Origin of the sequence: Micromonospora sp. NPDC047730, assembly GCF_043204765.1 — a bacterium.
Taxonomy (GTDB): domain Bacteria; phylum Actinomycetota; class Actinomycetes; order Mycobacteriales; family Micromonosporaceae; genus Micromonospora.
In genome coordinates this window covers 23,686-48,221 of record NZ_JBIDCU010000006.1, presented here as the reverse complement: position 1 = coordinate 48,221, position 24,536 = coordinate 23,686, and the positions used below count along the sequence as shown (strand labels likewise).

The following is a 24,536-nucleotide window of genomic DNA, read 5'->3' as shown; positions in this document are numbered from 1 at the left end:
TGGGTGCGTTGGTTGTCGGGGGTCTGCTGATCGTGGGCGTGTTGGCGCGGCCTGCGGACACAGCGCAGCGGACGGGGAACGCCCAACCCTCCCCCGCACAGGCTGTAGCCATGCGTCTCGACAAGCCCGAGAAGCTCCTGAGTGGCTGGCCGGAGTCGAAGAACCGAAAGTGGCGGAATGCGGCGCAGCAGAGCGTGGGCGCCTTGAAGACGCTCCTTGACGGCGATGCCACCAGCGCGGTCGCAACTGCTTACACCACTGCGGATGACAAGTACACGGTTGTTGTCAGCGGAGTGTCCGGCAAGGTGCCAGACCCGACTGCGGCACTCGACCGCATCTTCGCGACACTGCCAAGGTTGTCCGAGGTCGAACCCACGCGACCCGGCCCGATGGGCGGTGAAGCGCGCTGCGGCAAGGGAGAGGATCAGGGCGTCTGGCTCGACACCTGCGCCTGGGCGGACGACCACAGCATCGGCATGGTGGCCTTTATCGGCTTTCCGCAGACAGGCGATCCGGACGACATGTTCGTGCGGGCACGATCCCAGATCGAGCACCCGGTCGCCTGAAGTCACGGGACGGGGCGGACAGCCGCATCGGGCAACGCCCACGGCGGGGCGGGTGACCGACGCGGCCACCCGCCCATCGTGCTCGTCGCGAGCATCGGCGTTACCCGGCGAGCATCTCGGCCGGGGCGACCGCAGCGGACGCGGCATGGCCGCTGGCAGCGTGGCGTGCCCGAACCAGAGCCCAGATCCGAGTCATCATGACGCTCACATTGGTGATCGCAGCGACCGCCGTCCAGACGACCAGCGGCAGCGTGTAGTACGCCAACTGCACGAAGGTGACGTCCCGTCCGCCGCCCACAACCTGACCGAGCAGGTCGGGCAGCATCACCAGCAACGCCACCGGCACCAGCCGCGGCACCAGCCGCAAGACCGGCTGCCAGAGCGGCCTGACGGCGAACCGGCGTGCCCACTCGCCGCTGCGGCAAAGGTTGCGCACGCCCAACGCCAAGCTGACCAACGTGAAGCCGGCCAGCACAAGGTCGATGATCAGCCGCAGGGCCGCAGGCGCCTGCGGGCTGTCGCCGCTCACCAGCTCCGCGATGGCGTCCGCCAGCTGATCGGTGCCCTCGTTGCCCAGGCCGATACCGCTGTTGCCCAGCACCGCGATGCCGTGGCCAGACGGCAGGAGCAGCTGGCTGGCGGTGAAGGTGAACCACACGCCGTTGTGGCGGACCCAGCCGTTGTCGTCACGATCCCAGCCCAGGCTGTAGGTCGAGCCCGAGCCGGACGACGTGTGCATGGCGGTGATGCTCGATGCGGAAACCACGCGCGCACCGCTGGCCGCGACACCGCCGCTGTTCTGCATGATCAGCCACTGAGCCATGTCCGCCGCGGTGGCGATCACCCCGTCAGAGCCCGCCACGAACCGCTTCGGCTCGGCCGCCGGGACCGTCGCCCCGTACGCATACACGTAACCCTCACGCACCTGCTCCGGCAGATCGCCCGGGGTCTGATCGATGCTGACGGTGGACCGCATACCCACCGGCTCGAACACCCGATCACGCAGGTAGTCCGCGAACGGCTCCCCGGAGACCACCTCGACCAGCCGCGCCGCGAGGTGATAGTTCGTGTTCGTGTACGCGTACCTGGTGCCGGGATCGGCCGCCAGGGTGGCCGCGCGCGCCCGCTGCTGCGCTGCCGCAAGCGAGTCCGGCTGCCGCAGGCTCTTCTCCCGCAGCGTGCGGTCGGTGATCCCGGAGGTCTGATTCAGCAACTCCCGCACCGTGACTCGCGCCCCGCGGGCGTCGTCGATCTGGAAGTCTGGTAGATAACGGCGAACCGGCGCGTCCAGCTCCACCTTCCCCGCCTCCACGAGCTGCATTACCGCCAGGGCCGTGAACGACTTGCTGACGGACGCGACCGGCATCGGCGTCGCCGCGGTCACCGCCGCGCCGGACGCGTCGTGACCATGACCGCCGACATGCAGTACCCGATCTCCCCTGGTGATCGCCACGGCGATCCCCGGATACCCGGCCCTGCTCGCGAAGTCCTCCACGACCCGCTCCACCGCTCCGGCATCCACGGCGTCGTCGCCCGCATCAGCGGCCAGTGCGGGGCCGGAGCCCACAGAAACTGCCAAGCCCGTGGCCGCCGCCAGAACGATCCCCCGCCACCAGCAGAAACTATCCGCCCTCACGGCGTGCTCCGATCATCTCGATTGACGCCGGCCACGCTACGAATCCGCGCCCTGCCGTCACAGGGTCCGATCGACAGCAACCACCCCTGACTTTCGTCAGGGACTGGGCCCGCGCCGGACGGCAACCAGGCCGCCGGCACGGCGCTCTCACCGCCCTCATTCGTTGTGCGACAGACCGCGCGATCGCGAGGACCGGGTCAGGGAATCCGAACAGCATCAGCGAGGGAAGCGGTCTGAGACGACCGTCGGAACACGAGACAGCGCACAGTGGACGATGCGGCGCCGGGGGTCGGTCGGGGATGAGGTGTGGTGGCCGGCTTCGGCCGCCGGGAGGCGGTCACGGTCGTGGCCTCTTCGAAAATGGCTGGCATGATCACAGGAAGGCGGGCAGGCTCGTGCCCGTGACGAGCAGCGACCTGTGGGACGAGGACACCGCGGAGCGGTACGACGACAGCTCGGCCGAGATGTTCGCCCCCGAGGTGCTCGACCCCGCTGTGGACTTCCTCGCCCGGTTGGCGGGTTCCGGCCCCGCGCTCGAGTTCGCGATCGGCACGGGTCGGGTGGCGATCCCGCTCGCCGCCCGAGGCCTCTCGGTGGCCGGGATCGAGCTGTCGCAGCCGATGGCCGACCAGCTGCGGCGCAAGGTGCCCGCGGAGGAGTTGCCGGTCGTCGTCGGTGACATGGCCACGACGACCGTCCCCGGCCGGTTCTCGCTCGTGTACGTGGTGTGGAACAGCATCGGCAACCTGCGTACCCAGGACGAGCAGGTGCAGTGCTTCCGCAACGCTGCCCGGCACCTGTCGCCGGGTGGTCGCTTCGTCGTCGAGCTGTGGGTGCCGGGCATCCGGCGGTTCCCGCCAGGGCAGGCGGCGGTGCCGTTCGAGGTGACCGACCGGCATGTCGGCATCGACACCTACGACATGGTCACGCAGCAGGGGACCTCGCACCACTACTGGCGGCTGGACGACGGGAGCACGCGCTACGGCTGCAGCAACTTCCGCTACATCTGGCCTGCCGAGTGCGACCTCATGGCGCGGCTGGCCGGCTTGACGCTGGAGCAGCGGGTGGCGGACTGGAACCGGGCTCCCTTCACGTCCGACAGCGAGAGCCACGTGTCGGTCTGGCGCAAGCCACTCGACGCCCTTGATGAGGGCTAGTCGAGCCCATCGGCGACTTCCGCGAGGCGGGAGCGTATCGAATCCAGTGGCCCAGGCGCGGGCGCCGGAGCCAGGTCGCGGCGGCACGTGCGCCGGTAGTTCTCAGTCGGCGGCGATCTGGCGGCCGGAGTGGATCGCCAGGCCGATCGTCGCGGGGGTTGCCGGTGTGGCCGTGCGTGTCGATGGCCGTGTCGGCGAACTTGATCGCGTGGGCGTCGCCGGTACCGGCGGCCAGGGACATCAGCTCGGCAGCCTGCGTCGCCGGCGTCGCCTCCGGAGGGCGTGCCGCGGCGGGGGAGTACGCGGCGGTGACGGCGGCTGCCGCCGCCCACGCAGCTGCCAGGCTCGGCCTCCACAGCGCCGGTGGCAGGGCGGGCAGGGACCGCAGGACCGCGTGGGGAGCGGTCGCCGCGTGTACGAGCATGACGGGGTTGGCGTAGCCGTGGTGCGGTCTGTGCGCCGAGTAGGGCACGGACGGCATGGCCGACCCGGATCACGCCGTGGGTGGCGCCGGCGGCGATGCCGGGAAGCAGGCGGGGCCACCAGCGGGCCAGCAAGCCCGCCGCTCGCTTCGGAGGCCGGAGGTAGGCGGAAGCGGGTCAGCGGTAAGCCGCACCGGTCCACGAGTCGTCGGACGGGCGAGGCTGCGGGACGCGGGCGGGGATCACGGTGAGGGAACGGGGGAGGTCGGCGGTCGCCCGTCCGGTGCCGTCGACGGCGACGGTGACCGCGTGGTTGGCGAGGCGGAGACCGGTGACCGACAGCGCGCCGAGTTCGGGCCCGGCCAGCGGGGCTAGTCGGACCGTGCCGGCCGGGACGTCCGGATAGAGGCCCAGGGCCGCCTGGAGCAGCAGCACCGCGCTCGCCGCCGACCATGCCTGCGGGTGGCAGGCGGCGGGGTAGGGGACCGGGCGGCCGAGCACCGACCGGTCGTCCCCGCCGTACAGCTCCGGTAGCCGGTAGTCGAACGCCTCGGCGGCCCCGAGCAGCCCTTCGGCGAGGCCGCGCGCGGCTTCCGCGAAGCCGGCCCGGGCCAGCCCCGCGAGCACGATCGCCGTGTCGTGGGACCAGACGGACCCGCAGTGGTACGACAGCGGGCTGAACCCGGCGTCGTCGGTGGACATGGTGCGCAGCCCGAACCCGCCGGCCATCGCGTTGCCGGTGAGCAGGCGGGCGACCTGCGCCTCCTCGGCGGCGTCGAGCAGGCCGGTGCCGAGCAGGTGGCCGATGTTGCTGGTCAGTGAGTCGACGGGGCGCTTGTCCCGGTCCAGCGCCAGCGCCGGTCGGGGGCCCTGCGGGCCGCCGTCGACCCAGAAGGCGGCGCGGAAGCGTTCGGCCAGCCGTTGCGCGTGGCCCCGCCAGCGGTCCGCCCCCGGGCGGCCGAAGGCATCCAGCAGGGCCGCCCCGTTGACCGCCGCCTCGTGCGCGTACCCCTGCACCTCGGCCAGCACGATGGGTGCCGTCGCCAGCCGGCCGTCACGGAACCTGACCGCGTCGCCGGAGTCCTTCCAGCCCTGGTTGGACAGCCCGTGACCGGTGCTGTCCACGTATTCGACCAGGCCGTCGCCGTCGGCGTCGGCGTGCTCGCCGAGCCAGCCCAGGGCGGCCTCCAGGTGCGGCAGCAGCGGCTCGATCTGGTCGTCTGCCAGGCCCCAGCGCCAGGCGTCGTGCAGCAGGTTGACCCACAGCAGGGTGGCGTCGACGGTGCCGTAGTACGCCGGCGGCAGCCGCAGCCGGTGGTCGGGCAGGGCGAACTCGTGCCGGCGCAGCTCGTGCAGGATCTTGCCGGGGGCCTCGCCGGTGTCCGGGTCGACCCGGGTGCCCTGCCGACGGGCGAGCACCCGCAGCGTGCCGGCGGCCAGGTCGGTGCCGAGCGGCAGCATCATCCGGGCGGCCCAGAGGCTGTCCCGCCCGAAGAGAGTGAGGAACCAGGGCACCCCGGCGCCGAGGAAGACGTCCTGTGGCGCGCCCGGGTCGGCGAGCCGCAGCCCGCGCAGATCGTCCAGGCTGCGGCGCAGGAGCCGGGTCAGTCGGCGGTCGTCGGCGTGGACGTCGGGCTCGGACCAGTTGGGTTTGCCGGGCGGGCAGACCACCACCGCGCGCGGGTCCTCGACGGTCAGTCGCCAGCGCAGCGTGACGGTGTCGCCGGGAGCCAGTTCGACCGGCCAGGACAGCCGTGGCGCGGTGGCCCGGTCGGCGACGACGTCGGCGCCCTCGCCGACGACCGTCACCACGATGCCGTCCGCCGCCCACGTCAGCTCGCCGGGCCGCCCGGTCCGGGCTGCCAGCGGCTGCGTCGTCTCGCCGGACTTGACCAGCTCGATCGGGGCGAGGTCGCAGCCGAGGTCGATGCTGACGACGGCCTTGACCGCGATCGTGGCGGTCGAGACGACGCGCACCTCCTCGACGAGCCCGCGCGGGTCGAGCCGCCGTGTCCGGTCGAGCCGGACGGTCGGGTCGGGGGTGGGGTCGCCGAGCCAGCGGGCCAGGCCGACGAAGCGGACGCCGTGCGGCTCGACCGCGCCGCGGGCCACTGCCTCCGGCTCGCGGTCGTCGACCCGCAGCTCGGCCCGGGAGAGCACCCGGGCGTCGGCGTGGAAGACACCCTGGACGCCGGCCGGGCGGATCTGCCCGGCCGCGTCCCCCAGCGCGCTGGTGGGAGCGAGGACCACCCCTACCAGATCATGCAGCAGGGGTTGCAGGTGGCGTTCGATCACGACTCGACTCCAGATCCTTCTCGGACGGACCGATGTCTTGACAGGCGGTCCTCGGGCGGTGCAAAGTGCGAAACATTCCTGGAACTTGAACGATCCAATCTTGCCGTACGGGGCTTGGATCGTTCAAGACGGCGAGAGGCATGAAATGGCCGAAAAAGTGACCATCGCGACCGTGGCCCGGCGCGCCCGGGTCAGCCGGCAGACCGTGTCCAACGTGCTCAACGCCCCGCACATCGTGCGCGAGGAAACCCGCCTGCGCGTGCAGGAGGCGATCGCCGCCCTGGGCTACCGGGCCAACCAGGCAGCCCGGCAGATGCGCACCGGCCGGTCCCGGCTGATCGCGGTCCGCATCGAACCCACCCGGGACGGGATCAACGGCTCCGTGCTCGACCGGTTCCTGCACGGCCTCACCGAGACCGCCGAGACCGCCGGCTACCGGATCATGCTCTACACCGCCACCGACGTCGACCGCGAGATCGTCGCCTACGACGACCTGCTCGGCGCGTACGACCTCGACGCCTTCGTGCTGACCGGCACCGACCACGGCGACCCGCGGACGGCCTGGCTCGCCCGACGTGGCGTGCCCTTCGTGACCTTCGGCCGGCCCTGGGACGCTCCCGACGCGCACCCCTGGGTCGACGTCGACGGCGCCGCCGGCACCGCACAGGCCACCGCCTACCTGCTGGCGGCCGGTCACCGGCGGATCGCCTTCGTCGGCTGGCCGACCGGTTCCGGCGTGGGCGACGACCGCCGCGCCGGTTGGCACGCGACCCTGGCCGCCGCGGGGGTCGACCCGAGCGGGCTGGACCGGGAGACCGTGGACGGCATTGCCGAGGGCGGGCAGGTCGCCCGGGAGCTGCTCGGCGGCGCCGCGCCCCCGACCGCCCTGGTCTGCGCCAGCGACTCCCTCGCCCTGGGTGCCCTTCAGGCAGTCCGGGCCGCCGATCCGGCCGTGCCGGTGATCGGCTTCGACGACACCCCGGTCGCCGCCGCGATCGGGCTGAGCAGCGTCAGCCAACCCCTCGGCGAGGCCGCGGCCCGCTGCGTGGACCTGCTCACCGCCGTCCTCGACGGGCCCCACCGGGCCCCCGACCACGTGTTGCTCCAGCCCTCACTGGTCCTGCGACACACCGCCTGACCCCCGTCCCCCACCAGGAGAACCAGATGGCACCTCAATTCCTCACCCGGACGGCTGTGGCCGGCATCGCCGCCGTCACCCTGCTCGCCTCCGCCGCCTGTGGCAGCGGCTTCGACGACTCCTCCGGCGACACCCCACAGTCCAGCGGCCCGGCCAACCTGCAGATCCTGATCGGGTCCTCGGGCGATGCCGAGACCAAGGCCGTCCAGGAGGCCGCGGCGAAGTGGGCGTCGTCGTCGGGCAACCAGGCCACGGTCACCCCGGCCCAGGACCTCACCCAGCAACTCGGCCAGGCCCTCGCCGGCGGTACCCCGCCGGACGTCTTCTACGTCGACGCCGCCCGGTTCGCCGACTACGCCAGCGTCGGGGCGCTGGAGCCGTACGGCGACAAGATCAGCAACCCGGACGACTTCCACGAAAGCCTGCGCACCACCTTCACCTACGACGGCAAGCTCTACTGCGCGCCGAAGGACTTCTCCACCCTCGCCCTCCAGATCAACACCGACCTGTGGGCCAGGGCCGGCCTCACCGACGCGGACGTGCCCACCACCTGGGACCAGCTCACCGCCACCGCCCAGAAGATCAAGGCCAAGGGCCTCGTCCCGCTCGCCCTCGGCGACACGCGGGACCGCATCGGCGCGTTCATGGTGCAGAGCGGCGGCTGGCTGATGAGCAAGGACGGCAAGCAGGCCACCGCCGACACCCCGGAGAACGTGGCCGCCCTCCAGTACGTCAAGAAGATGCTCACCGACGGCCTCGCCCGCTACCCGAAGCAGCTCGACGCCGGCTGGTCAGGCGAGGCGTTCGGCAAGGGCAAGGCCGTCATGACCATCGAGGGCAACTGGATCAAGGGCGCCCTGCAGAACGACTTCCCGAACGTGAAGTACAAGGTCGTCGAGCTGCCGGCCGGCCCGAAGGGCAAGGGAACGCTCTCCTTCACCCAGTGCTGGGGCGTCGCCGCCAAGAGCAAGCACAAGGAGCAGGCGATCAGGTTCGTCGAGGCGATGACCTCCGGCGAGCAGCAGATGTCCTTCGCCAAGGCGTTCGGCGTCATGCCGTCCCGCCAGTCCGTGCGCGACCAGTACACCAGCACCTTCCCGGCGGACAAGCCCTTCATCGACGGCGCCGCGTACGCCCAGGGCCCGGTGAACGCCCCCAAGATGGACAGCGTCCTCAGCGACCTCGAGGCCGGCCTCCAGGGCCTGGCCGCCGGGGACCCGAAGGCCGTGCTGGCCAACTTCGACAAGAACGCCAAGGCGGCGCTCGGCGGCAACTGAGGTGCACCGCGGGAGCGCCGCCGGTCGGCGGCGCCCCCGCGGTCACCCACGAGTCGAAGGAGGGGAGATGGCAACCGAAGCACTGGCGGCGCCCGCCGCCGCCGCGACCGCGGGCCCGCCCCGTCGTCCGGGCCGCGGCGTCCGGAGCGGGGAGAATCTCGCCGGCTGGCTCTTCGTGGCGCCGGTCATCGTCATCCTCGGGCTGTTCATGCTGCTGCCGATCCTGATGGCGTTCTGGGTGAGCCTGACCGACTGGAACGGCCAGGGCAGCCCGTTCACCGCCGACGTCCCGTTCGTCGGCACGGAGAACTACACCCGGCTGTTCGCCGAGGACGGGCTCGCCCGCCGGGACCTGATGACCAGCATGCGGAACAACATCTACTACGTGGCGATCGTCGTGCCGGCGCAGACGCTGCTCGCCCTCGGGCTCGCGCTCGTGGTCAACAACCGGATGCTGAAGGGGAAGGCGTTCTTCCGGACCGCGTTCTACTTCCCGTCGGTGACCAGCTCGGTCGCGATCAGCGTGGTCTTTCTGTTCCTGTTCGCCAACTCCGGCGCGGTCAACAACCTGCTGGGCGTCTTCGGCGTCAACGGGCCGCAGTGGTTCGCCGACTCGCGCGGGGTGCTGCACCTGCTCCTCGGCGCGGTCGGCGTGGACGCGGCGCCCGCCGCCCTGACCGGCGGCGGCCCCCTCGGGTTGAGCTGGTGGGAGTGGCTCTCCGGGCCGAGCGTCGCGATGATGTCGATCATCGCGCTGGTGGTCTGGACGACCTCCGGGACCTTCATGCTGATGTTCCTCGCCGCGCTGCAGGGCGTCCCGGTGGCGCTCGACGAGGCGAGCACCCTCGACGGCGCGACCCGCTGGCAGCGGTTCCGGCACGTCACCCTGCCGCTGATCAAGCCCACCACGTTCCTGGTGCTCACCCTCGGCCTGATCGGCTCCTGGCAGGTCTTCGACCAGGTGTACGTGATGAGCCAGGGCGAGCCGGCGAAGACCACGCTCACCCCGGCCTACCTGTCGTACCGGACCGCGTTCCGGGACTTCGAATACGGCTCCGGTGCCGCGATCTCGTTCGTACTGTTCCTGATCATCATCGTGCTCACCCTGGTCCAGCGCCGGGTGATGGCCGAACGGGACGTCGAGGGCCGTCGGCGCGGCTGGCGGCGTCGCCGCGTACCGGAAGGGGGCGGCAGATGACCGCGCTGACCGACCGGCCGCCGGTCGCGGCGGCGCCCGCCCGCCGCGGCGGTCCCGCCGCCCGCACCCTGGCCACCCGCTTCCTGGGGTACGCCGTTCTGGTCTTCTTCGGACTGGTCTTCCTCTACCCGTTCGTGATCCAGATCGGCAACTCGCTCAAGACCGAGCCCGACGCGGCGGCCAACCCGCTCTCGCCGATCCCGGACCCGCTGACGCTGGCCGGCTTCGAGCGGATCTTCGCCGGCACCAACTTTCCGCTCTGGCTCGGCAACTCGCTGCTCGTCACCGTGCTGGTCACCCTCGGCCGGGTCTTCTTCGCCTCGCTCGCCGGCTACGCGCTGGCCCGGCTGCGCTTCCGCGGCCGTCGCGGCCTCTTCGTCGCGATCATCGCCGTGATGGCGGTGCCCCCCGTCGTCCTGCTGATCCCGAAGTTCCTGGTGCTCAACCAACTGGGCATGTACAACAGCTACGCGGGGCTGATCGTGCCGTTGCTCGCCGACGCGGCCGGCGTGTTCATCATGAAGCAGTTCTTCGAGTCCGTCCCCGTCAGCGTGGAGGAGGCGGCCCGCATCGACGGCGCGAGCATCTTCCGGACCTTCTGGTCCGTGGTGCTGCCGATGGCGAAGCCGGCACTGATCACGGTGACGATCCTGTCCTTCCAGGGCTCCTGGAACGAGTTCCCGCACAGCCTGGTCGCGGTGCAGGATCCCGGCCTGTTCACCCTGCCGCGAGGCCTGGCCGACCTGGTCAGCGGCTCGCTCGGCAAGGGCACCCAGTACCCGCTCAAGCTGGGCGCGGCGCTGCTGGCCACCATCCCGGTGGCGATCATCTTCGTCGTCTTCCAGCGCTACTTCGTGCGCGACGCCAACGAGGGGGCCGACAAGGTCTGACGCGGGCGTGGCCACGCGCGTCCGTGGGCGAGGTCGGCGCAGGCGACCTCGCCCACGGACCGACGGGTCGCCCCCTGGGCGCCCCGCCGGTCCACCGACACGGGTCGGCGGACCGACGGGTCGCCGCGACCTGCCTCAGGCGCGGGTGATGCGGACCGCGTCGGCGACGACGTAGCCCGTGCCGCTGGTCCACCGGCTCACGCCGACCTTGTCGCCGTCGCCGGCGGCCAGCGTGAACACGCCGAGCGACACCCACCGGCCGCCGTTGAGGCGCTGGTTGACCCGCACCGACTGGTTGCCGCCGGTGGTGGCCACGATGTACGGGGTCGAGTCGTTGTAGCCGGAGGAGGCGGGGTACCAGACCGAGACCTCGTACGCGCCGGTCTCGGGCAGGTTCGCCTTGTACCAGGCCACGTCGCTGGCGGAGAGCGGGTCGGCGAACCGGTAGTCGGGACCCATCCGCTGGCTGGAGTAAGTCGAGGTCCCCCAGTTCGCGCTCGCCGTGAACCGACCCGCGGTGGCGTTGTCGACCGTGACACTGAACTCCTGCGGCGGCGTGGTCCCGGCCGAGACGTCGAGGTAGTCGCGGTCGATGTAGATCCGCACCCCGCCCCAGGTCTCGTAGCTGTCTCCGGTGTACTGGTGGATCCGCTGACGGTTGGCGTAGTGCCCGTCCGGGCAGTAGCTGCCGGCGTCGGTGTCCGCCACGCCGTTCCACCAGCCGAAGAAGAGGTGGTCGACGCGGGTGTACCGGGGGTCGTCGTAGGCGGCGCAGAGGTCTCGGACACCGGAGGAGCCGCTGGAGTACATGCCCGAGAGGTAGCCGAGCGCGTGGAGCCGTTCGGTCCAGCCGGACAGGTACGAGAGCACCGCCGCCTTGCACGACTCGCTCGTCGGGTAGTGCTCGATGTCGTTGTAGATCACGCTTCCGGCGGGGATGCCCAGCGCGCCGGCCGCGTTCACCGCGCTGGCCGCCCGGGTGGCGCCCTGCGACCGGGCGGTGGCCGGGTCGTACGACATCTTCGGCGTGCGGGTGCCGCACGGGGCCTGGTAGTCCAGCTCGATGGGGATCAGGTGCCAGCCCTTGTTGGTCTGGTTGGTCACCCAGGTCGCCGTCAGGTTGGCCTGGGTGCAGGACCGGCTGGCGCCGCTGATGTAGATGCCGACCGCACGGTACGGCGAGCTGTTGCGCCACGCGTCCATGGTCGACTGGGCCGGGGCGGTGCACGTGTCGAAGCCCTTGCCGGTGTAGGTGCCCGGCTGCGGACCGGCCGCCGCCAGGGGTGCCACCGGGGTCGGCCCGGCGGCCGTGCGCGCGGGGTCCAGGGGCGCCGGCGTGGCGCCCCGACCGAGGCTGGCGGAGGCCAGGATGCGGCGGACCGTCGCCTCGGTGTCCGGCGTGTGGGCGGCCGTGACGAGGACGCCGGCGTCGCGTACCGCGACCTGGATGGTGCCGTCGCGCGACGGTGGGGCGTCCACGGTCGCCCGGCCGCTCGTCGTGACGGCGGTGTCCGCCGTGAGGCGGTCGGCGGTGACGGCGTCGATCGGTTCGATGACGAGTCCCGCCGTGCGCCCGACCAGGCCGGAGGGGCACCAGGGCTCGTCGCCGGGGTGGCCCAGGTAGACGGTGGGCCGGTCGAACCGGACGCAGGCGTGGGGGTCCTCGGCCAGGTCGACGACCTGCCAGCCGGCGGGCACCGCCACCTGGTAGCCGCGATAGCTGACGGTCCGGTCCTCGGTGGGGGCCGCCCAGGTCGGGGTCACCGCCCCCACCGAACCGACGATGGCGACCGTGAGGCTCGCCATGATCCTTCTTATCGTCATCGAAGCCTCACTGTGGGGAAGAATTTTGCCGGCAGGTGAACGGCCTTGCAAAATTTCTACCAGTCGCGGGCGGGTATAGCCAGAGACCTGTCTCGATGCTCGACCTTCAACGTGGCGGGGAGAGGACCCGCCACAGCGCCAGCGTCGCCGCGAGCGACGCGCCACCGGCCAGCGCCATCACCGCGCCCGGAAGGAGGACGTCGCTCAGGGCGCCGCCGGCCGCGGCGGCCAGGCCCTGGGCCGCCATCAGGCCGGCGCCGAGCAGCCCGAAGGCCTGACCGCGACGGGCCTCCGGAACGGCGTCGAGGAACCGCTGGGCCAGACCGAGCTGGTAGGCGAAGCCCGCGGTGGCCACCGCGAAGAGGGCCGCCGCCGGCCACAGGCCCGGCCGGGCCGCGAAGACCAGCATGGGTACGCCGAGCAGCAGCGCGAGCCAGGGCGTCCACGCCTCCCGGCGGGCGGGGGCGACGAACCGCCCGACCAGCAGGTTCCCGACGAGCATCCCGGACGCGGCGGCCATCAACAGCACGCCCGCGCTGGCGTCCGGCCCGAGACCGGCGGCGTACGGCACGGCGACGCCCTCCGCCCCGACCAGCAGCGAGCCGGGCAGCCACTGGGCCAGCAGCAGCCCGCGGATCCGCCGGTCGGCGAGCAGCGCCCGGTTGACCCGCCAGGTCTCCCGGACCGCCCCGGAACCGTCCCGCCCCTCCCGGGGCGGTCGCGCCGCGAGCCCGGCGCGGACGAGCAGGGCCGAGACGGCACACGTCGCGGCGGCCACCCACAACGCGCCGTACGGGCCGATCCAGCCGAGCAGGAGCCCGCCGAGGGCGAACCCGGCCACCTGGGTGCCGCCCGCCGCGACGGTGAGCAGGGACCGTCCGAGCACGTACGTGTCGCCCGGCAGCACCTCCGGCAGCAGCGCCGAGCGCGCGGCGCTGCCGACCGGGGCCAGCAGGCCGACGGCCGCGGCCAGGACCAGCATGCCTGCCGGGGAGAGCGCGCCGAGGGCGAGGACCACCACCAGGGCGAGCCGGAGCAGGTCGTACCCGACGATCACCGCGCGCGGAGGCCACCGGTCGGCGAGCGCGAGCATGAACAGCCCACCCAGCGCGTGGGGCAGGAACCCGGTCACGTACGCCAGGGCGGCGAGCAGCCCCGAGCCGGTGCGCTCGTAGACGAGCACGGACAGGGCGAGCATCTTCACCGTCTCGCCGATCATGAACACGCCGAAGCTGCCGAGGAGCGCCCGGAACTCGGCGACGGCGAAGGCGTCCCGGTAGGCGGCGGGTCGCCCGGCGCCGGCTCTGGTGGAGGTGGTGGTCACCCGGGCATCGTGCGGGCCGTTCCGGTGGCCGGCCTATCCTTTCGCTGTCGGACGAAAGGTGCGGTGTGCGGATCGAGGTGACCCCGGCCGACGTGGCGGCGAGCCGCTACGCCATCTCCCCGCTGGGCGAGGCGGTGGCCGCGCTGCGGCTCTGCGCCGGGCAGAACCCCGCCTCCGTGCTGGCGCCGTGGGTGGCCCGGGCGCGACCGGGGTACCAGCGGCTGCGGCGGGAGTTGCCGGCGGTGGGCGCGCTGCTGGCGTTGCTGCGCCGCGGCGGCTACAACGCGGACTTCATCCAGCCACCACCGGACGGCACCGGGCGGGACTTCGCCGACGAACTGGCCGTGGTACGGGCGACCCCGCTCGCGCAGGCCCGCGACGAACTGGCCCGCAACCTCGCCGGTCCACGCGGCACCCCACCGGCGTACGCGCGCCGGATCTACGACTCGCCCCACGTGGTGGACCTGCTCGCGGACGCGATCGAGGCCGCCTGGGCGACCCTGGTCGAGCCGGACTGGCCCCGCCTGCGCGCAGTCCTTGAACGGGACCTGCTGCACCGGGCCGGCCGGCTCCTCGCGTACGGCTGGGGGGCGGCCGTCGCCGACCTGGACCCCCGGCTGCGGTGGGCGCCCGGCGGGGCCGTCGGGGCGATCGAGGTCGCCGACGGCGACCCGGGCGTCCGCCGACTCGACGGGCGGGGCCTGCTCTTCGTCCCCACGGTCTTCGGCACCATGATCACTTACGTCGACCCGCCGTGGCCGTTCGCCGTCGTCTACCGAGCCTCCGGGGTGGCGGAACTGCTGGGGTCGCCCGACCCGGGCCGGCCGGAGGACGCGCTGGACCGGTTGGTCGGACAGGGGCGGGCGGCGGTGCTGCGGGCGCTGGCCGCGCCCGCCACCACCAGCCAGCTCGCCGCCCAGCTCGGGGCCAGCCTGGGCGGGGTGGGCGGCCACCTGGCGGTGCTGCGCGACGCGGGGCTGGTGGCCCGTGCCCGCACCGGCCGCACGGTGCTCTACCGGCGCACCCCGCTGGGTGAGGCGCTCGCCGGGCGTGGGTGAACAGGGCTCGGCGCACCCCGGGTGACGCGGCCGGTCAGGCCCGCACCACGGTCACTCCGGCCTGGGCCAGGAGCGCCGCCTGCTCGTCGTCCGCGCCGGTGTCGGTGACCAGCGTGTCGATCTCGCCGACGGTGCAGATGCGCGCGAACGCGCGACGGCCCAGCTTCGAGCCGTCCGCCACCACGATCGCGCGGGCCGCGGTGGCCAGCATAGTGTGGTTGACGGCGGCCTCGCCGTCGTGGTGCGCGCTCGCCCCGTGCCGGTGGTCGATCGCGTCCACCCCGATCACCGCGACGTCCAACGCCACCCCGTCGAGCATCGTCGCGGCGATGGGACCGACCAGCTCGTACGAGTGGGGCCGGGCCGTCCCTCCCGTGAGGACCACCCGGATGTGCGGGCGGACGATGAGCTCGTTGGCGATGTTGAGCGCGTTGGTGACCACCGTCAGCGCCGGTGTGCGGCCGTCGGTGGCCAGGTCGGCGCGCAGCGCCAGGGCACGGGCGACCTCGGTCGCGGTGGTGCCGCCGTTGATGCCGACGGTGGAGTGCGGGGCGATCAGCGCGGCGGCGGCCTCGCCGATGCGCTGCTTCTCCGGCGCGTGCCGGCCCGCCTTGTAGCGCAGCGGCAGGTCGTAGGTGACGTTGCTCGCGGCGGCGCCACCCCTGGTCCGCGTGACCAGCTGCTGGGCGGCGAGCTCGTCGAAGTCGCGGCGCACCGTCGCGCCGCTGACCCGCAGCGCTGCGGCGGTCGTCTCGATGTCCAGCTGGCCCTGCTCGGCCAGCATCTCGAGCAGCCTGTTCCACCGTTCGTAGCGGTTCATCTGTCGCGCACTCCGGTCCCTGGACGCATCCGGCGGGTAACCCTATCGGCTCGCCCGCCGTGCCCGGCCCACCTTGACCGGTGCCGCCCGTCGTCGTAGCGTCCTGCAACAAGTTGCAAAGTTACGGCACTTCTATTGCATGAGGTGGCAGTCGGTGGCGTACATCACCGAGGAGATCACGTCGCAGCCGGAGTCGTGGTCGCGAGCCGAGAGCCTGGCCCGGTCGTCGGCCGTGACCGCGGCGCTGCCCGCACCCGGTGAGCGGGTCGCCGTCGTCGGATGCGGCACGTCGCTGTTCATGGCGCAGTGCTTCGCCGTGCTGCGGGAGTCCGCCGGCGGCGAGACCGACGCCTTCGCGGCTTCGCAGTTCCCGCACCACCGCCGCTACGACCGGGTCGTCGCCCTGACCCGGTCCGGGACCACCACCGAGGTGCTCCGCCTGCTCGCCGACCTTCCCGCCGGCCAGCGGTCCACCGTCGTCACCGCCGTCCCCGACGAGGCGGCCACGCGGCTCGCCGACCGGTCCGTGGTGCTGGACTTCGCCGACGAGCGGTCGGTCGTGCAGACCCGGTTCGCCACGACGGCGCTCGCGCTGTGGCGCTGCGCCGTCGGCGCCGGACTGGGCACCGCGGTGGACGACGCCCGCGCGGTCCTGGCCGCCCCCGTCGACCCGGCGCTGCTCGACCGCCGGCAGTTCACCTTCCTCGGCACCGGCTGGTCGGTCGGGCTGGCGCACGAGGCGGCCCTGAAGCTGCGCGAGGCCGCGCAGGCGTGGGCGGAGTCGTACCCCGCGATGGAGTACCGGCACGGCCCCATCAGCGTCGCCGACGCCCAGTCGGCGGTGTGGATCCTCGGGCCGACGCCGGACGGCCTGCGGGAGGACGTCGCCGCCACCGGCGCCATGGTGGTCCAGTCCCCGGCGGACCCGATGGCGCAGCTGGTCGCCGCGCAGCGGCTCGCCGTCGCGGTCGCCAACCGCAAGGGCCTCGACCCGGACCGGCCGCGCCACCTCACCCGGTCCGTCGTGCTGCCGGCGACCGCGAGCCGACCGTGATCCTCGCGGTGTGTCCCAACCCGGCGATCGACGTCACCTACACGGTGCCCGATCTCGTTCCCGGCACCTCGCACCGGGTCACCACGACGCGGTGCCGGGCCGGGGGCAAGGGGGTGAACGTGGCGCGCGTGCTGTCCCTGCTCGGCGCCCCGACCCGACTGCTGGGCCTGGCTGGCGGCACGACCGGCGAGACCATCCGGGAGGAGCTGCGCGACGCCGGCATCCCGGCCGACCTCACCACCGTCGGCGGCGAGTCCCGGCGCACGGTCACCGTGGTGTCCCCGAAAGCGGCGACCGTCCTGAACGAACCGGGCCCCGTCGTCACGGCGGCCGAGTGGGGCGCCTTCACCGAACGCTTCGACGACGCCGTCGCGTCCGCGGCGGTCGTGGTGCTCTCGGGCAGCTGCCCGCCCGGCGTGCCGGTCACCGCGTACCGCGACCTCACCGTCGCGGCCCACTCGGCGGGGGCGGTCGTGCTGGTCGACGCGGCGGGGGCCACGCTGCACCACGCGCTCACCGCACGCCCCGACGTGGTCAAGCCCAACGCGGACGAGATCGCCGACATCGTCGGGGCCGCGCCCCGCACCCGGGCGGAGGCGGTCTCCGCCGCGTACCGGCTGGGCGACCTGGGAGCCGGGGCCTCGGTGGTCTCCCGCGGCGCCCGGGGCTTCGTCGCCGTCGCCGGCGGGGCCGCGTACGAGGTGCGCGCGCCGGAGACCGTGCTCGGCAACCCCACCGGCGCGGGCGACGCCCTGGCCGCCGTCCTCGCCCAGGGACTCGCCACCGGGCAGCCGTGGCCGCGGACCCTCGCCCGGGCCGCCGCGATCTCGGCCGCGGCCGTCGTCTCGCCGTACGCCGGGGACTTCGACGCCCCCACGGCGGACCGGCTGCTCACCCACGTCACCGTCGAGGAGGTCACCGATGCCGCTCGCCGCCACCGCTGAACTGGTCGCCGCCGCCCGCGCCGCCGGCACCGGCGTGCTGGCCTTCAACGTCATCACGCTCGAACACGCCCAGGCGATCGCCGCCGGCGCCGCCGCCGCCGACCGCCCGGCGATCCTCCAGATCAGCCAGAACGCGGTGCGCTACCACGCCGGCGTGCTGCCGATCGCCGCCGCGGCGGCCGAGGTCGCGCGCCTCTGCCCGGTCCCGCTCGGCCTGCACCTCGACCACGTGGAGGACGCCACGCTGCTGCGCCAGGCGGCGGACGCCGGATTCAGCTCGGTGATGTTCGACGCCGGCGCGCTGCCGTACGACCACAACGTCGCGGCCACCCGCGCCGCGGCGGACTGGGCCCGCGAGCAGGGCCTGTGGCTGGAGGCGGAGCTGGGCCACGTCGGCGGCAAGCCCGGAGCGCCGGCCAGCGCCCACCTCGCCGGAGTCCGCACCGACCCGGAGGAGGCGGCCCGCTACGTGGCGGAGACGGGCGTCGACGCGCTCGCCGTCGCCGTCGGCAGCTCGCACACGATGACCACCCGGACGGCGGCGCTGGACCAGGAGCTGATCGTGGCGCTGCGCGAGGCCGTGCCGGTGCCGCTGGTCCTGCACGGGTCGTCCGGCGTGCCCTTCGGGGAGCTGCGGGCCGGGGTCGGCAACGGCATCGTCAAGGTCAACGTCGGGACGGCCCTCAACGTGGCGTTCACCGGCGCGGTCCGGGCCGCGCTCGCCACGGACGGCTCGGTCGACCCCCGGCGCTACCTGAGCGCCGGCCGGGAGGCCATGACCGCCGCCGTCGCGGAGCTGCTCGCCGTGCTTCCGGAGCCGTCCGGGGCGCCCGCCCTCGGCTGAACCACCGGATCTTCCGACATAGCGGCTCCTCGATCCATTGTGCTATATATGTTTAAAGCCTTGGCCCCTCGTCGTGTCGTCGTCGCCCTTGTCGGCGGGCGCGACCAGGCCACAGTGGAGCCACCGCTCCGCGCGCACGCGCCGCGTTGCCAACGCCGAGACGACCAGCCGGGAGTGAGCCCATGCGCCAGCGTCACATCCTCTTCGCCAACGTCCAGGGTCACGGTCACGTCTACCCGTCGCTCGGCCTCGTCAGCGAGCTGGCCCGGCGGGGACACCGGATCACGTACGTGACGACGCCGCTGTTCGCCGACGAGGTCAAGGCCGCCGGCGCCGAGGTCGTGCTGTACAAGTCCGAGTTCGACACCTTCCACGTGCCCGAGGTCGTCAAGCAGGAGGACGCCGAGACGCAACTGCACCTGGTTTACGTCCGGGAGAACGTGGCCATCCTGCGGGCGGCCGAGGAGGCGCTGGGGGACAACCCGCCCGACCTCGTCGTCTACGACGTGTTCCCGTTCATCGCGGGGCGACTCCTGGCCACCCGGTGGAACCGGCCGGCCGTACGCCTCACCGGCGGCTTCGCCGCGAACGAGCACTACTCGCTGTTCAAGGAGCTGTGGAAGAGCAACGGCCAACGCCACCCGGCCGACGTGGCGGCCGTGCACTCGGTGCTGGTCGACCTGCTCGGGCAGTACGGCGTCGACACCCCGGTCAAGGAGTACTGGGACGAGATCGAGGGCCTCACCATCGTCTTCCTGCCGAAGTCGTTCCAGCCCTTCGCCGAGACCTTCGACGAGCGGTTCGCGTTCGTCGGGCCCACCCTCACCGGCCGTGACGGCCAGCCCGGCTGGCAGCCGCCGCGGCCGGACGTGCCGGTGCTGCTCGTTTCGCTCGGCAACCAGTTCAACGAGCATCCTGAGTTCTTCCGCGCCTGCGCGCAGGCCTTCGCCGACACCCCCTGGCACGTGGTCATGGCGATCGGCGGCTTCCTCGACCCGGCGGTGCTGGGACCCCTGCCGCCCAACGTGGAGGCGCACCAGTGGATCCCGTTCCACTCCGTGCTCGCGCACGCGACGGCGTGCCTGACGCACGGCACCACCGGAGCCGTGCTGGAGGCCTTCGCCGCGGGCGTCCCCCTGGTGCTCGTGCCGCACTTCGCGACCGAGGCTGCCCCGTCCGCGGAGCGCGTCATCGAGTTGGGCCTGGGCTCCGTGCTGCGGCCGGACCAACTCGAGCCGGCCAGCATCCGCGAGGCAGTGGAACGGCTCGCGGCCGACTCCGCCGTCCGGCAGCGCGTCCGCGAGATGCAGCGCGACATCCTCTCCGCCGGTGGGCCGGCCCGGGCGGCGGACGAGGTCGAGGCGTACCTGGAGCGGGCCGCGCCCTGACCTTCCCCATCCCCGCCCGGCGGGCCGGCGTCGTGACCGGGTGGCGTGGCCGGCCGCCGTCTCCGTGCGCGTGGCCGGGCCGTCCCCGGTGTGCGTGGCGGGCGGCCGCCCGTGGGCGGGTGCCGCCTGTCCGGCGGCCACGAGGGCGCGGACCGTCCACTTGACATATCGATGCCGATTTCGGCCTGCGCCGCTGTGGTCCTTGTTTCCACTTCAAAACTAGGTAGTATTTCGCCATGGGTCTTCGTGACGTCAGCGTGCTGCTGCTGTACCCGCCGAACCAGACCGCCCCCGGCACGGTGTGCAAGCCGAACGGATCGCTCGCGTACCCGAACCTGGGCGGAGCCCTGCGGGAGCACGGCGTGCACGTCCGCGTCTTCGACGCCTGCGTCGGCGAGGGCGCCGACCCGCTCGACGAGATCTTCGCCAACCCCACGCCGCTGCCCAGCGGTTTCCTCCGCACCGGCGTCAGCGACGAGCGGATCCTCGAGGTGGTGAAGGACCACGACATCGTCGGCATCACCTCGATCTTCACCGACCAGGAGACGATGGTCCTGCACTGCGCGCGGCTCATCCGGGCGGCCTACCCGGAGAAGCTCCTCGTCACCGGCGGGGTCAACGCGCGGTCGCGGCTGCCGCAGTTCTTCGGGGCGGGCTTCGACGTGGTCTGCCTGTCCGAGGCCGAGCACACGATCACCGACATCGTCGAGGCCGTACGACGGTCGGCGCACCCGAGCTTCGCCGACATCCACGGCGTCGCCTTCCTCGACGACGGCCGGATCCGGATGAACCCCGCGCGGGCGCAGGACGTCGTGTGGGACCTGGACACCCTGCCCATGCCGGCCTGGGACCTGCTGCCCAACGAGCGGTACTGGACCATCGCCCGGCCGCACTCCGGCCTCTTCGAGCCCGGCGCCGAGCTGCGGTACGCGACCATGATGACGTCGCTCGGCTGCCCGTTCCACTGCGCGTACTGCCACATCGCCGGCGAGCAGGAGGGGAGCCCCAGCGGCCCGATCGGCAAGTTCCGCGTCAAGTCGGACGACCGGGTGCTGGCGGAGATCGAGACGCTGAAGAACCTGGGCGTCGACAACGTGTTCATCGAGGACGACTCGCTCCTGGGCGACAAGCGGCGCGGCCTCCGGCTGCTCAAGAAGATCCAGGGCGCGGGCGTGACGATCTGCGACCTCAACGGCATTAACCTCATCCACCTGCTCAAGCGCTGGAAGCCCGACCACGAGGTCCTGGAGGCGATGGCCGACGCGGGCTTCACGCAGATCAACATGCCCTTCGAGTCGGGCAACCTGCGGATCATCCGCAAGTACGCGAGCAACAAGCTCAACATCGAGAAGGCCGACCTGCCCGGGCTGATCGTCGCCATGAAGGAGTACGGCTTCCAGATCTACGGCAACTACATGATGGGCTACCCGGACGAGACGCTGGAGGAGATCGAGACGACCATCCAGCTCGCCAAGGAACACGTCTCCTACGGGCTGGACGCCGCGAACTTCTTCCTCGTCGTACCGCTGCCCGGCGCGCCGTTGTTCGACATGGCGATCGCGGGCGGCCACATCAGCCCCGACTTCGACCCGGACACGATGAACATCTACCGGGCCAACATGACGGGCACCCTGGTGCCGGCGGAGGTCCTGGAGGAGTTGCGCCACCGCGCCTGGGACGAGGTCAACTCTCCGACCTGGAAGAACGCCAAGAAGGCGTGGGCGGCGACCGTCAGTTGACCGGCCGCACCGTCCATTCCTCCTGAGCGCCGGCGGCGAAGTCGCTCAGCGCGATCCGGTTCGGCAGCCCGGTCTTGGTGATCAGACTGGAGACGTGCCGCTCGACCGTACGGGGCGACAGGTGCAGCCGCTCGGCGATCTCGCGGTTGCTCAGCCGGCCGGTCAGCAGCCGCAGCACCTCGAACTCGCGTACCGTCACGCCCGTCGTCCGCAACGCGGGTGGGATCTCCGCCGCGCCGCGCCGCCGCTGCGCCACCCGGGCGCCGGCCTGGCGCAGCAGCGTACGACAGGCGCCGGCGACCGGAGCGACGTCCGCCTGGTGGAAGTAGTCCTCCGCCACGCGCAGCCACTCCACCGGGGTGCCCCAACCGTCGGCGAGCGCGGACTCGGCGACCAGGCGCAGGGCGAGGTGCCGCCCCATCGCGTAGAGATCGCCGACCTGCACCGCCTCGGCCACCGCCGCCGTGGCCGCCTCGTGCCGGCCGGAGCGGCCGAGTAGGACCGCCTGGGCGAAGAGTGCGAACTGGCGGTCCCAGCGCAGCCGGCTCGCCGGTGTGCCGGTGACCGCCTGGTACGCCTCCCAGTCGATCTCGCCGGCCATCGCCCTGAGCAGCAACTGGAGGCCGAGCCGCCCGCCCAGGTGGAACACGGTGGGACTGGTCTCCTCGGCCTCGACCGCCCGGGACAACTCGGCCAGGGCCCGCGGGCGGTCCTCCTCCAGCAGAGCGCAGAACGTCCCCGCCAGCCCGTGCACCCGCTGCGCGTGCAGGCCGTCGTCGCCGCCCCAGCGCCGGAACTCGACGAGCGCGTGCTCCATCTCCGCCCGCCGGCCCTGATGGGCGCCGAGCACCGCGCGGAGCAACAGGACGTACTGGGTGGTCTCGATCAGCTTGAGGCGGGTCGTCGCGGTCAACACCTGGTCGATCAGGTCCCGTGCCGACAGGTAGTCGCCCCGCATGATCAGATGCAGCGCGATGCTCGCCTCGGCCTGCTGGCGGGCGGTCACCGCGCCGGTCTGCCGCGCCCGTTCCCGCGCCTCCTCCAGCCGGTCCAGCGTGCCGTGCCGCAGCGCGTCGTCGTTGCCCAGCCGGATCAGCGCGTGCACCTCCCAGATCGGCAGGTCGTGCTCGGCGGCGATCGACCGCGCCTGCTCCAGACAGCGGGTGGCCTCGGCCGGGTCGCGGTGCCGGACCAACGCGCCGAGCAGTTGCCATGCCTGGCAGGCCACCACCGGCAGGGGAACCGCCGCACCGACCGTGGCGGCCCGGCGGGCCAGGGTCTCGGCGACCGACAGCTGGTCCTGCCCCGGAGTGTCCAGGGCCAGGTGCGCGGCGACGATGTCGACCGGGGCCGTCTCCTCCGCCGGGGCGTCCGCGCCGAGCAGCTCGCGGGCGATCTCCACCTGGGCCGACGCGTCGGTGAGCTGGCCGGCCACCACCGCGGTCCACGCCAACCGGGTGTGCAGCTGGGCCCGCCGTCGCGGGTCGAGCCCGGCCACCTGGTCGGGGCTGCTGACCAGGTCGAGCGCCCGCTTCACCAGCCCCGCCTCGCCGAGGGCCTGCAACAGTGTCTCCAGCGTGTCAGCCCGGGCCTCGGCCGCTCCGTCGGCCTGCAACTCCCAGGCCTGGTCGAGCAGGGCGACGGCCGACGTGGGGGCGCCCTGCGCCAGGGCCCGCCGCCCGGCCTCGGCGAACAGCCGGCCGGCCGTCGCCGTGTCACCGGCGTCCAGGTGCAGGGTGGCGGAGATCTGACACCACTCACCGGGCAGGTCCGGGTGGACCTTCGCCACGGCGTCGGCGACGGTGCGGGCCAACTCCATCCGGTCGGCCGGCTCGACCAACGCGAGCAGCGACTCCTGGGTGACCCGGTGCCGGAAGGCGTACCAGTCGGTCAGTTGGTCGTCCGGCATCACCAACTGGGCCACCAGGTCGCCGTGCAGGTGGTTGAGCAGATCGCGGTCGCTCAGGCCGGTGGCCGTCTGCACCACGGCCACCGGGAACCGCTGCCCCATCAGGGCGCCGCAGGACAACAGCTGCCGGGCCTGGGGGCCCAGCTTCTCGATCCGGTGGGCCATGCTGCGGGTGAAGGCGGCCGGCAGCGTGGCGGGCGGCTGCGGCGCGAGCTGCCAGCCCTGGGCCCCGGGCAGCAGCAGCCCGTTCTCCACCATGGCGGCGAGGATCTCCTCGATGAGGAACGGGTTGCCGCCGCTGCTGCCCCAGAGCAGCTCGGTCGCGGCCGCCGGCAGTTCCTCGCCCGCCACGCCCAGGCAGGAGCCGGCCATCGCGGGCAGGTCGTCCGAGCCGAGCCGGTCCAGCGCGATCAGGGTGCACCGCCCGCGCCGGGCCGCCGCCCGGGCCACCTCGATCGCCGGCGAGTCGTCGGCCCGGATGGTGCCCAGCAGCAGGGTCGGCTGCTGGTCGAGGTTGTCGATGAGGTATTCGACCACCATGAGCGTCTCGGCGTCGGCGTCCTGCAGGTCGTCCAGGACCATCAGGCACCCGCGGTCCCGGCCGGCCAGACCGGTCAACCGGAGCACGGCCTCGGCGAGGATCACCACCGACCCGCCCTCCTGGTCGGCCGGGGGCGTGCCCCAGTCGGGCACGAGCCGCCCGAGCACCGGACCGTACGGGCCGAGCGCGGCGACGTCCACCGGTGTGGAGCGGAGCAGGGAGAGCACCGCCTCGGTGAGCGGCCGCAACGGCACCCCGGCGCCGAGCGTGCTGCCGCGCCCGCGCAGCAGGCTCATCTCGGCGGTGTAGCCCAGCTCGACCGCCGCCGCGGCCAGCCGCGACTTGCCGATGCCGGCCTCCCCGACGAGGAAGACGGCCCCGCCGTTCCCGGCGCGGGCCGCCTCCAGCATGTCCCGTAACGTGCCGAGCTCCGCGTCACGGCCCACGATGATTCGGGAACGGCAGTGCACGACAGGAACGATAGCGAGGCGGTCCGGCGTTAACCAGGCTCG

The 24,536-nt window shown here is 72.8% G+C and carries 18 protein-coding genes and 1 pseudogene; 12 read left to right on the top strand and 7 right to left on the bottom strand.

The annotated features are described in order from the left end of the window. Positions 1 to 110 precede the first annotated feature (110 nt). On the top strand, positions 111 to 566 hold the full coding sequence (locus ACGF5G_RS16315; RefSeq protein WP_393263392.1) for a hypothetical protein: 456 nt from the start codon (positions 111 to 113) through the stop codon (positions 564 to 566). Positions 567 to 666: 100 nt separating this feature from the next. Here the strand turns inward: ACGF5G_RS16315 and ACGF5G_RS16310 are convergent, their stop codons facing one another. After that, positions 667 to 2,061 (bottom strand): serine hydrolase domain-containing protein, encoded by a 1,395-nt coding sequence (locus ACGF5G_RS16310; RefSeq protein ID WP_393263390.1) that lies wholly within the window; start codon positions 2,059 to 2,061, stop codon positions 667 to 669. A gap of 542 nt (positions 2,062 to 2,603) precedes the next feature. Here ACGF5G_RS16310 and ACGF5G_RS16305 point away from each other — a divergent pair. Beyond that, entirely contained in the window at positions 2,604 to 3,359 is a 756-nt protein-coding gene (locus tag ACGF5G_RS16305) for a class I SAM-dependent DNA methyltransferase (protein ID WP_393263388.1), read from the top strand. A gap of 157 nt (positions 3,360 to 3,516) precedes the next feature. Here ACGF5G_RS16305 and ACGF5G_RS16300 read toward each other — a convergent pair. Both ACGF5G_RS16300 and ACGF5G_RS16295 read right to left on the bottom strand, forming a co-directional pair. Next, a pseudogene (locus ACGF5G_RS16300) lies at positions 3,517 to 3,916 on the bottom strand (hypothetical protein); the annotation flags it as partial. A gap of 42 nt (positions 3,917 to 3,958) precedes the next feature. Beyond that, entirely contained in the window at positions 3,959 to 6,076 is a 2,118-nt protein-coding gene (locus tag ACGF5G_RS16295) for a glycogen debranching N-terminal domain-containing protein (RefSeq protein ID WP_393263387.1), read from the bottom strand. 157 nt (positions 6,077 to 6,233) lie between these two features. Between ACGF5G_RS16295 and ACGF5G_RS16290 the strand changes: the two genes are divergently transcribed. From ACGF5G_RS16290 to ACGF5G_RS16275, 4 genes are all read left to right on the top strand, one after another. Then, positions 6,234 to 7,214, top strand: coding sequence for a LacI family DNA-binding transcriptional regulator (locus tag ACGF5G_RS16290; RefSeq protein ID WP_393263385.1), 981 nt, complete (start codon positions 6,234 to 6,236; stop codon positions 7,212 to 7,214). Positions 7,215 to 7,240: 26 nt separating this feature from the next. Then, positions 7,241 to 8,491: an extracellular solute-binding protein gene (locus ACGF5G_RS16285; RefSeq protein ID WP_393263383.1), complete on the top strand. Its 1,251-nt coding sequence runs from the start codon at positions 7,241 to 7,243 to the stop codon at positions 8,489 to 8,491. 67 nt (positions 8,492 to 8,558) lie between these two features. After that, entirely contained in the window at positions 8,559 to 9,689 is a 1,131-nt protein-coding gene (locus ACGF5G_RS16280) for a carbohydrate ABC transporter permease (RefSeq protein ID WP_393263381.1), read from the top strand. Beyond that, positions 9,686 to 10,579 (top strand): carbohydrate ABC transporter permease, encoded by an 894-nt coding sequence (locus ACGF5G_RS16275; RefSeq protein ID WP_393263380.1) that lies wholly within the window; start codon positions 9,686 to 9,688, stop codon positions 10,577 to 10,579. Before ACGF5G_RS16280 ends, ACGF5G_RS16275 begins: the two co-directional genes overlap by 4 nt. Positions 10,580 to 10,714: 135 nt before the next feature. On the opposite strand, the gene ACGF5G_RS16270 is transcribed toward ACGF5G_RS16275, so the two are convergent. After that, on the bottom strand, positions 10,715 to 12,385 hold the full coding sequence (locus ACGF5G_RS16270; RefSeq protein ID WP_393263378.1) for a glycoside hydrolase domain-containing protein: 1,671 nt from the start codon (positions 12,383 to 12,385) through the stop codon (positions 10,715 to 10,717). Between the two features lie 124 nt (positions 12,386 to 12,509). Next, positions 12,510 to 13,727 (bottom strand): MFS transporter, encoded by a 1,218-nt coding sequence (locus ACGF5G_RS16265; protein WP_393263376.1) that lies wholly within the window; start codon positions 13,725 to 13,727, stop codon positions 12,510 to 12,512. Positions 13,728 to 13,792: 65 nt separating this feature from the next. Between ACGF5G_RS16265 and ACGF5G_RS16260 the strand changes: the two genes are divergently transcribed. Continuing rightward, a complete protein-coding gene (locus ACGF5G_RS16260; protein ID WP_393263374.1) occupies positions 13,793 to 14,785 on the top strand; it encodes a helix-turn-helix domain-containing protein in 993 nt (330 codons plus the stop codon). A 34-nt stretch (positions 14,786 to 14,819) separates the two neighbouring features. On the opposite strand, the gene ACGF5G_RS16255 is transcribed toward ACGF5G_RS16260, so the two are convergent. Further along, positions 14,820 to 15,605 carry a DeoR/GlpR family DNA-binding transcription regulator gene (locus tag ACGF5G_RS16255; protein WP_393263372.1) on the bottom strand — a complete coding sequence of 262 codons (786 nt, stop codon included), beginning with the start codon at positions 15,603 to 15,605 and terminating at the stop codon, positions 14,820 to 14,822. Between the two features lie 154 nt (positions 15,606 to 15,759). On the opposite strand from ACGF5G_RS16255, the gene ACGF5G_RS16250 reads away from it, so the two are divergent. The 5 genes from ACGF5G_RS16250 (at position 15,760) to ACGF5G_RS16230 (ending at position 21,574) form a co-directional block, all read left to right on the top strand. Beyond that, a complete protein-coding gene (locus ACGF5G_RS16250) occupies positions 15,760 to 16,659 on the top strand; it encodes an SIS domain-containing protein (RefSeq protein ID WP_393263371.1) in 900 nt (299 codons plus the stop codon). Beyond that, the gene (locus tag ACGF5G_RS16245; protein ID WP_393263370.1) at positions 16,656 to 17,603 is read left to right on the top strand and encodes a 1-phosphofructokinase family hexose kinase; all 948 of its coding nucleotides are present in this window, start codon (positions 16,656 to 16,658) and stop codon (positions 17,601 to 17,603) included. Before ACGF5G_RS16250 ends, ACGF5G_RS16245 begins: the two co-directional genes overlap by 4 nt. Continuing rightward, positions 17,581 to 18,447: a class II fructose-bisphosphate aldolase gene (locus ACGF5G_RS16240; protein WP_393263369.1), complete on the top strand. Its 867-nt coding sequence runs from the start codon at positions 17,581 to 17,583 to the stop codon at positions 18,445 to 18,447. Before ACGF5G_RS16245 ends, ACGF5G_RS16240 begins: the two co-directional genes overlap by 23 nt. A 182-nt stretch (positions 18,448 to 18,629) precedes the next feature. Beyond that, on the top strand, positions 18,630 to 19,835 hold the full coding sequence (locus ACGF5G_RS16235; protein ID WP_393263368.1) for a macrolide family glycosyltransferase: 1,206 nt from the start codon (positions 18,630 to 18,632) through the stop codon (positions 19,833 to 19,835). Between the two features lie 236 nt (positions 19,836 to 20,071). Further along, entirely contained in the window at positions 20,072 to 21,574 is a 1,503-nt protein-coding gene (locus tag ACGF5G_RS16230; protein WP_393263366.1) for a B12-binding domain-containing radical SAM protein, read from the top strand. Here ACGF5G_RS16230 and ACGF5G_RS16225 read toward each other — a convergent pair. Beyond that, complete coding sequence (locus ACGF5G_RS16225; protein ID WP_393263364.1) at positions 21,567 to 24,494, bottom strand: helix-turn-helix transcriptional regulator; 2,928 nt, start codon at positions 24,492 to 24,494, stop codon at positions 21,567 to 21,569. The genes ACGF5G_RS16230 and ACGF5G_RS16225 overlap by 8 nt on opposite strands. Positions 24,495 to 24,536: the final 42 nt, after the last annotated feature.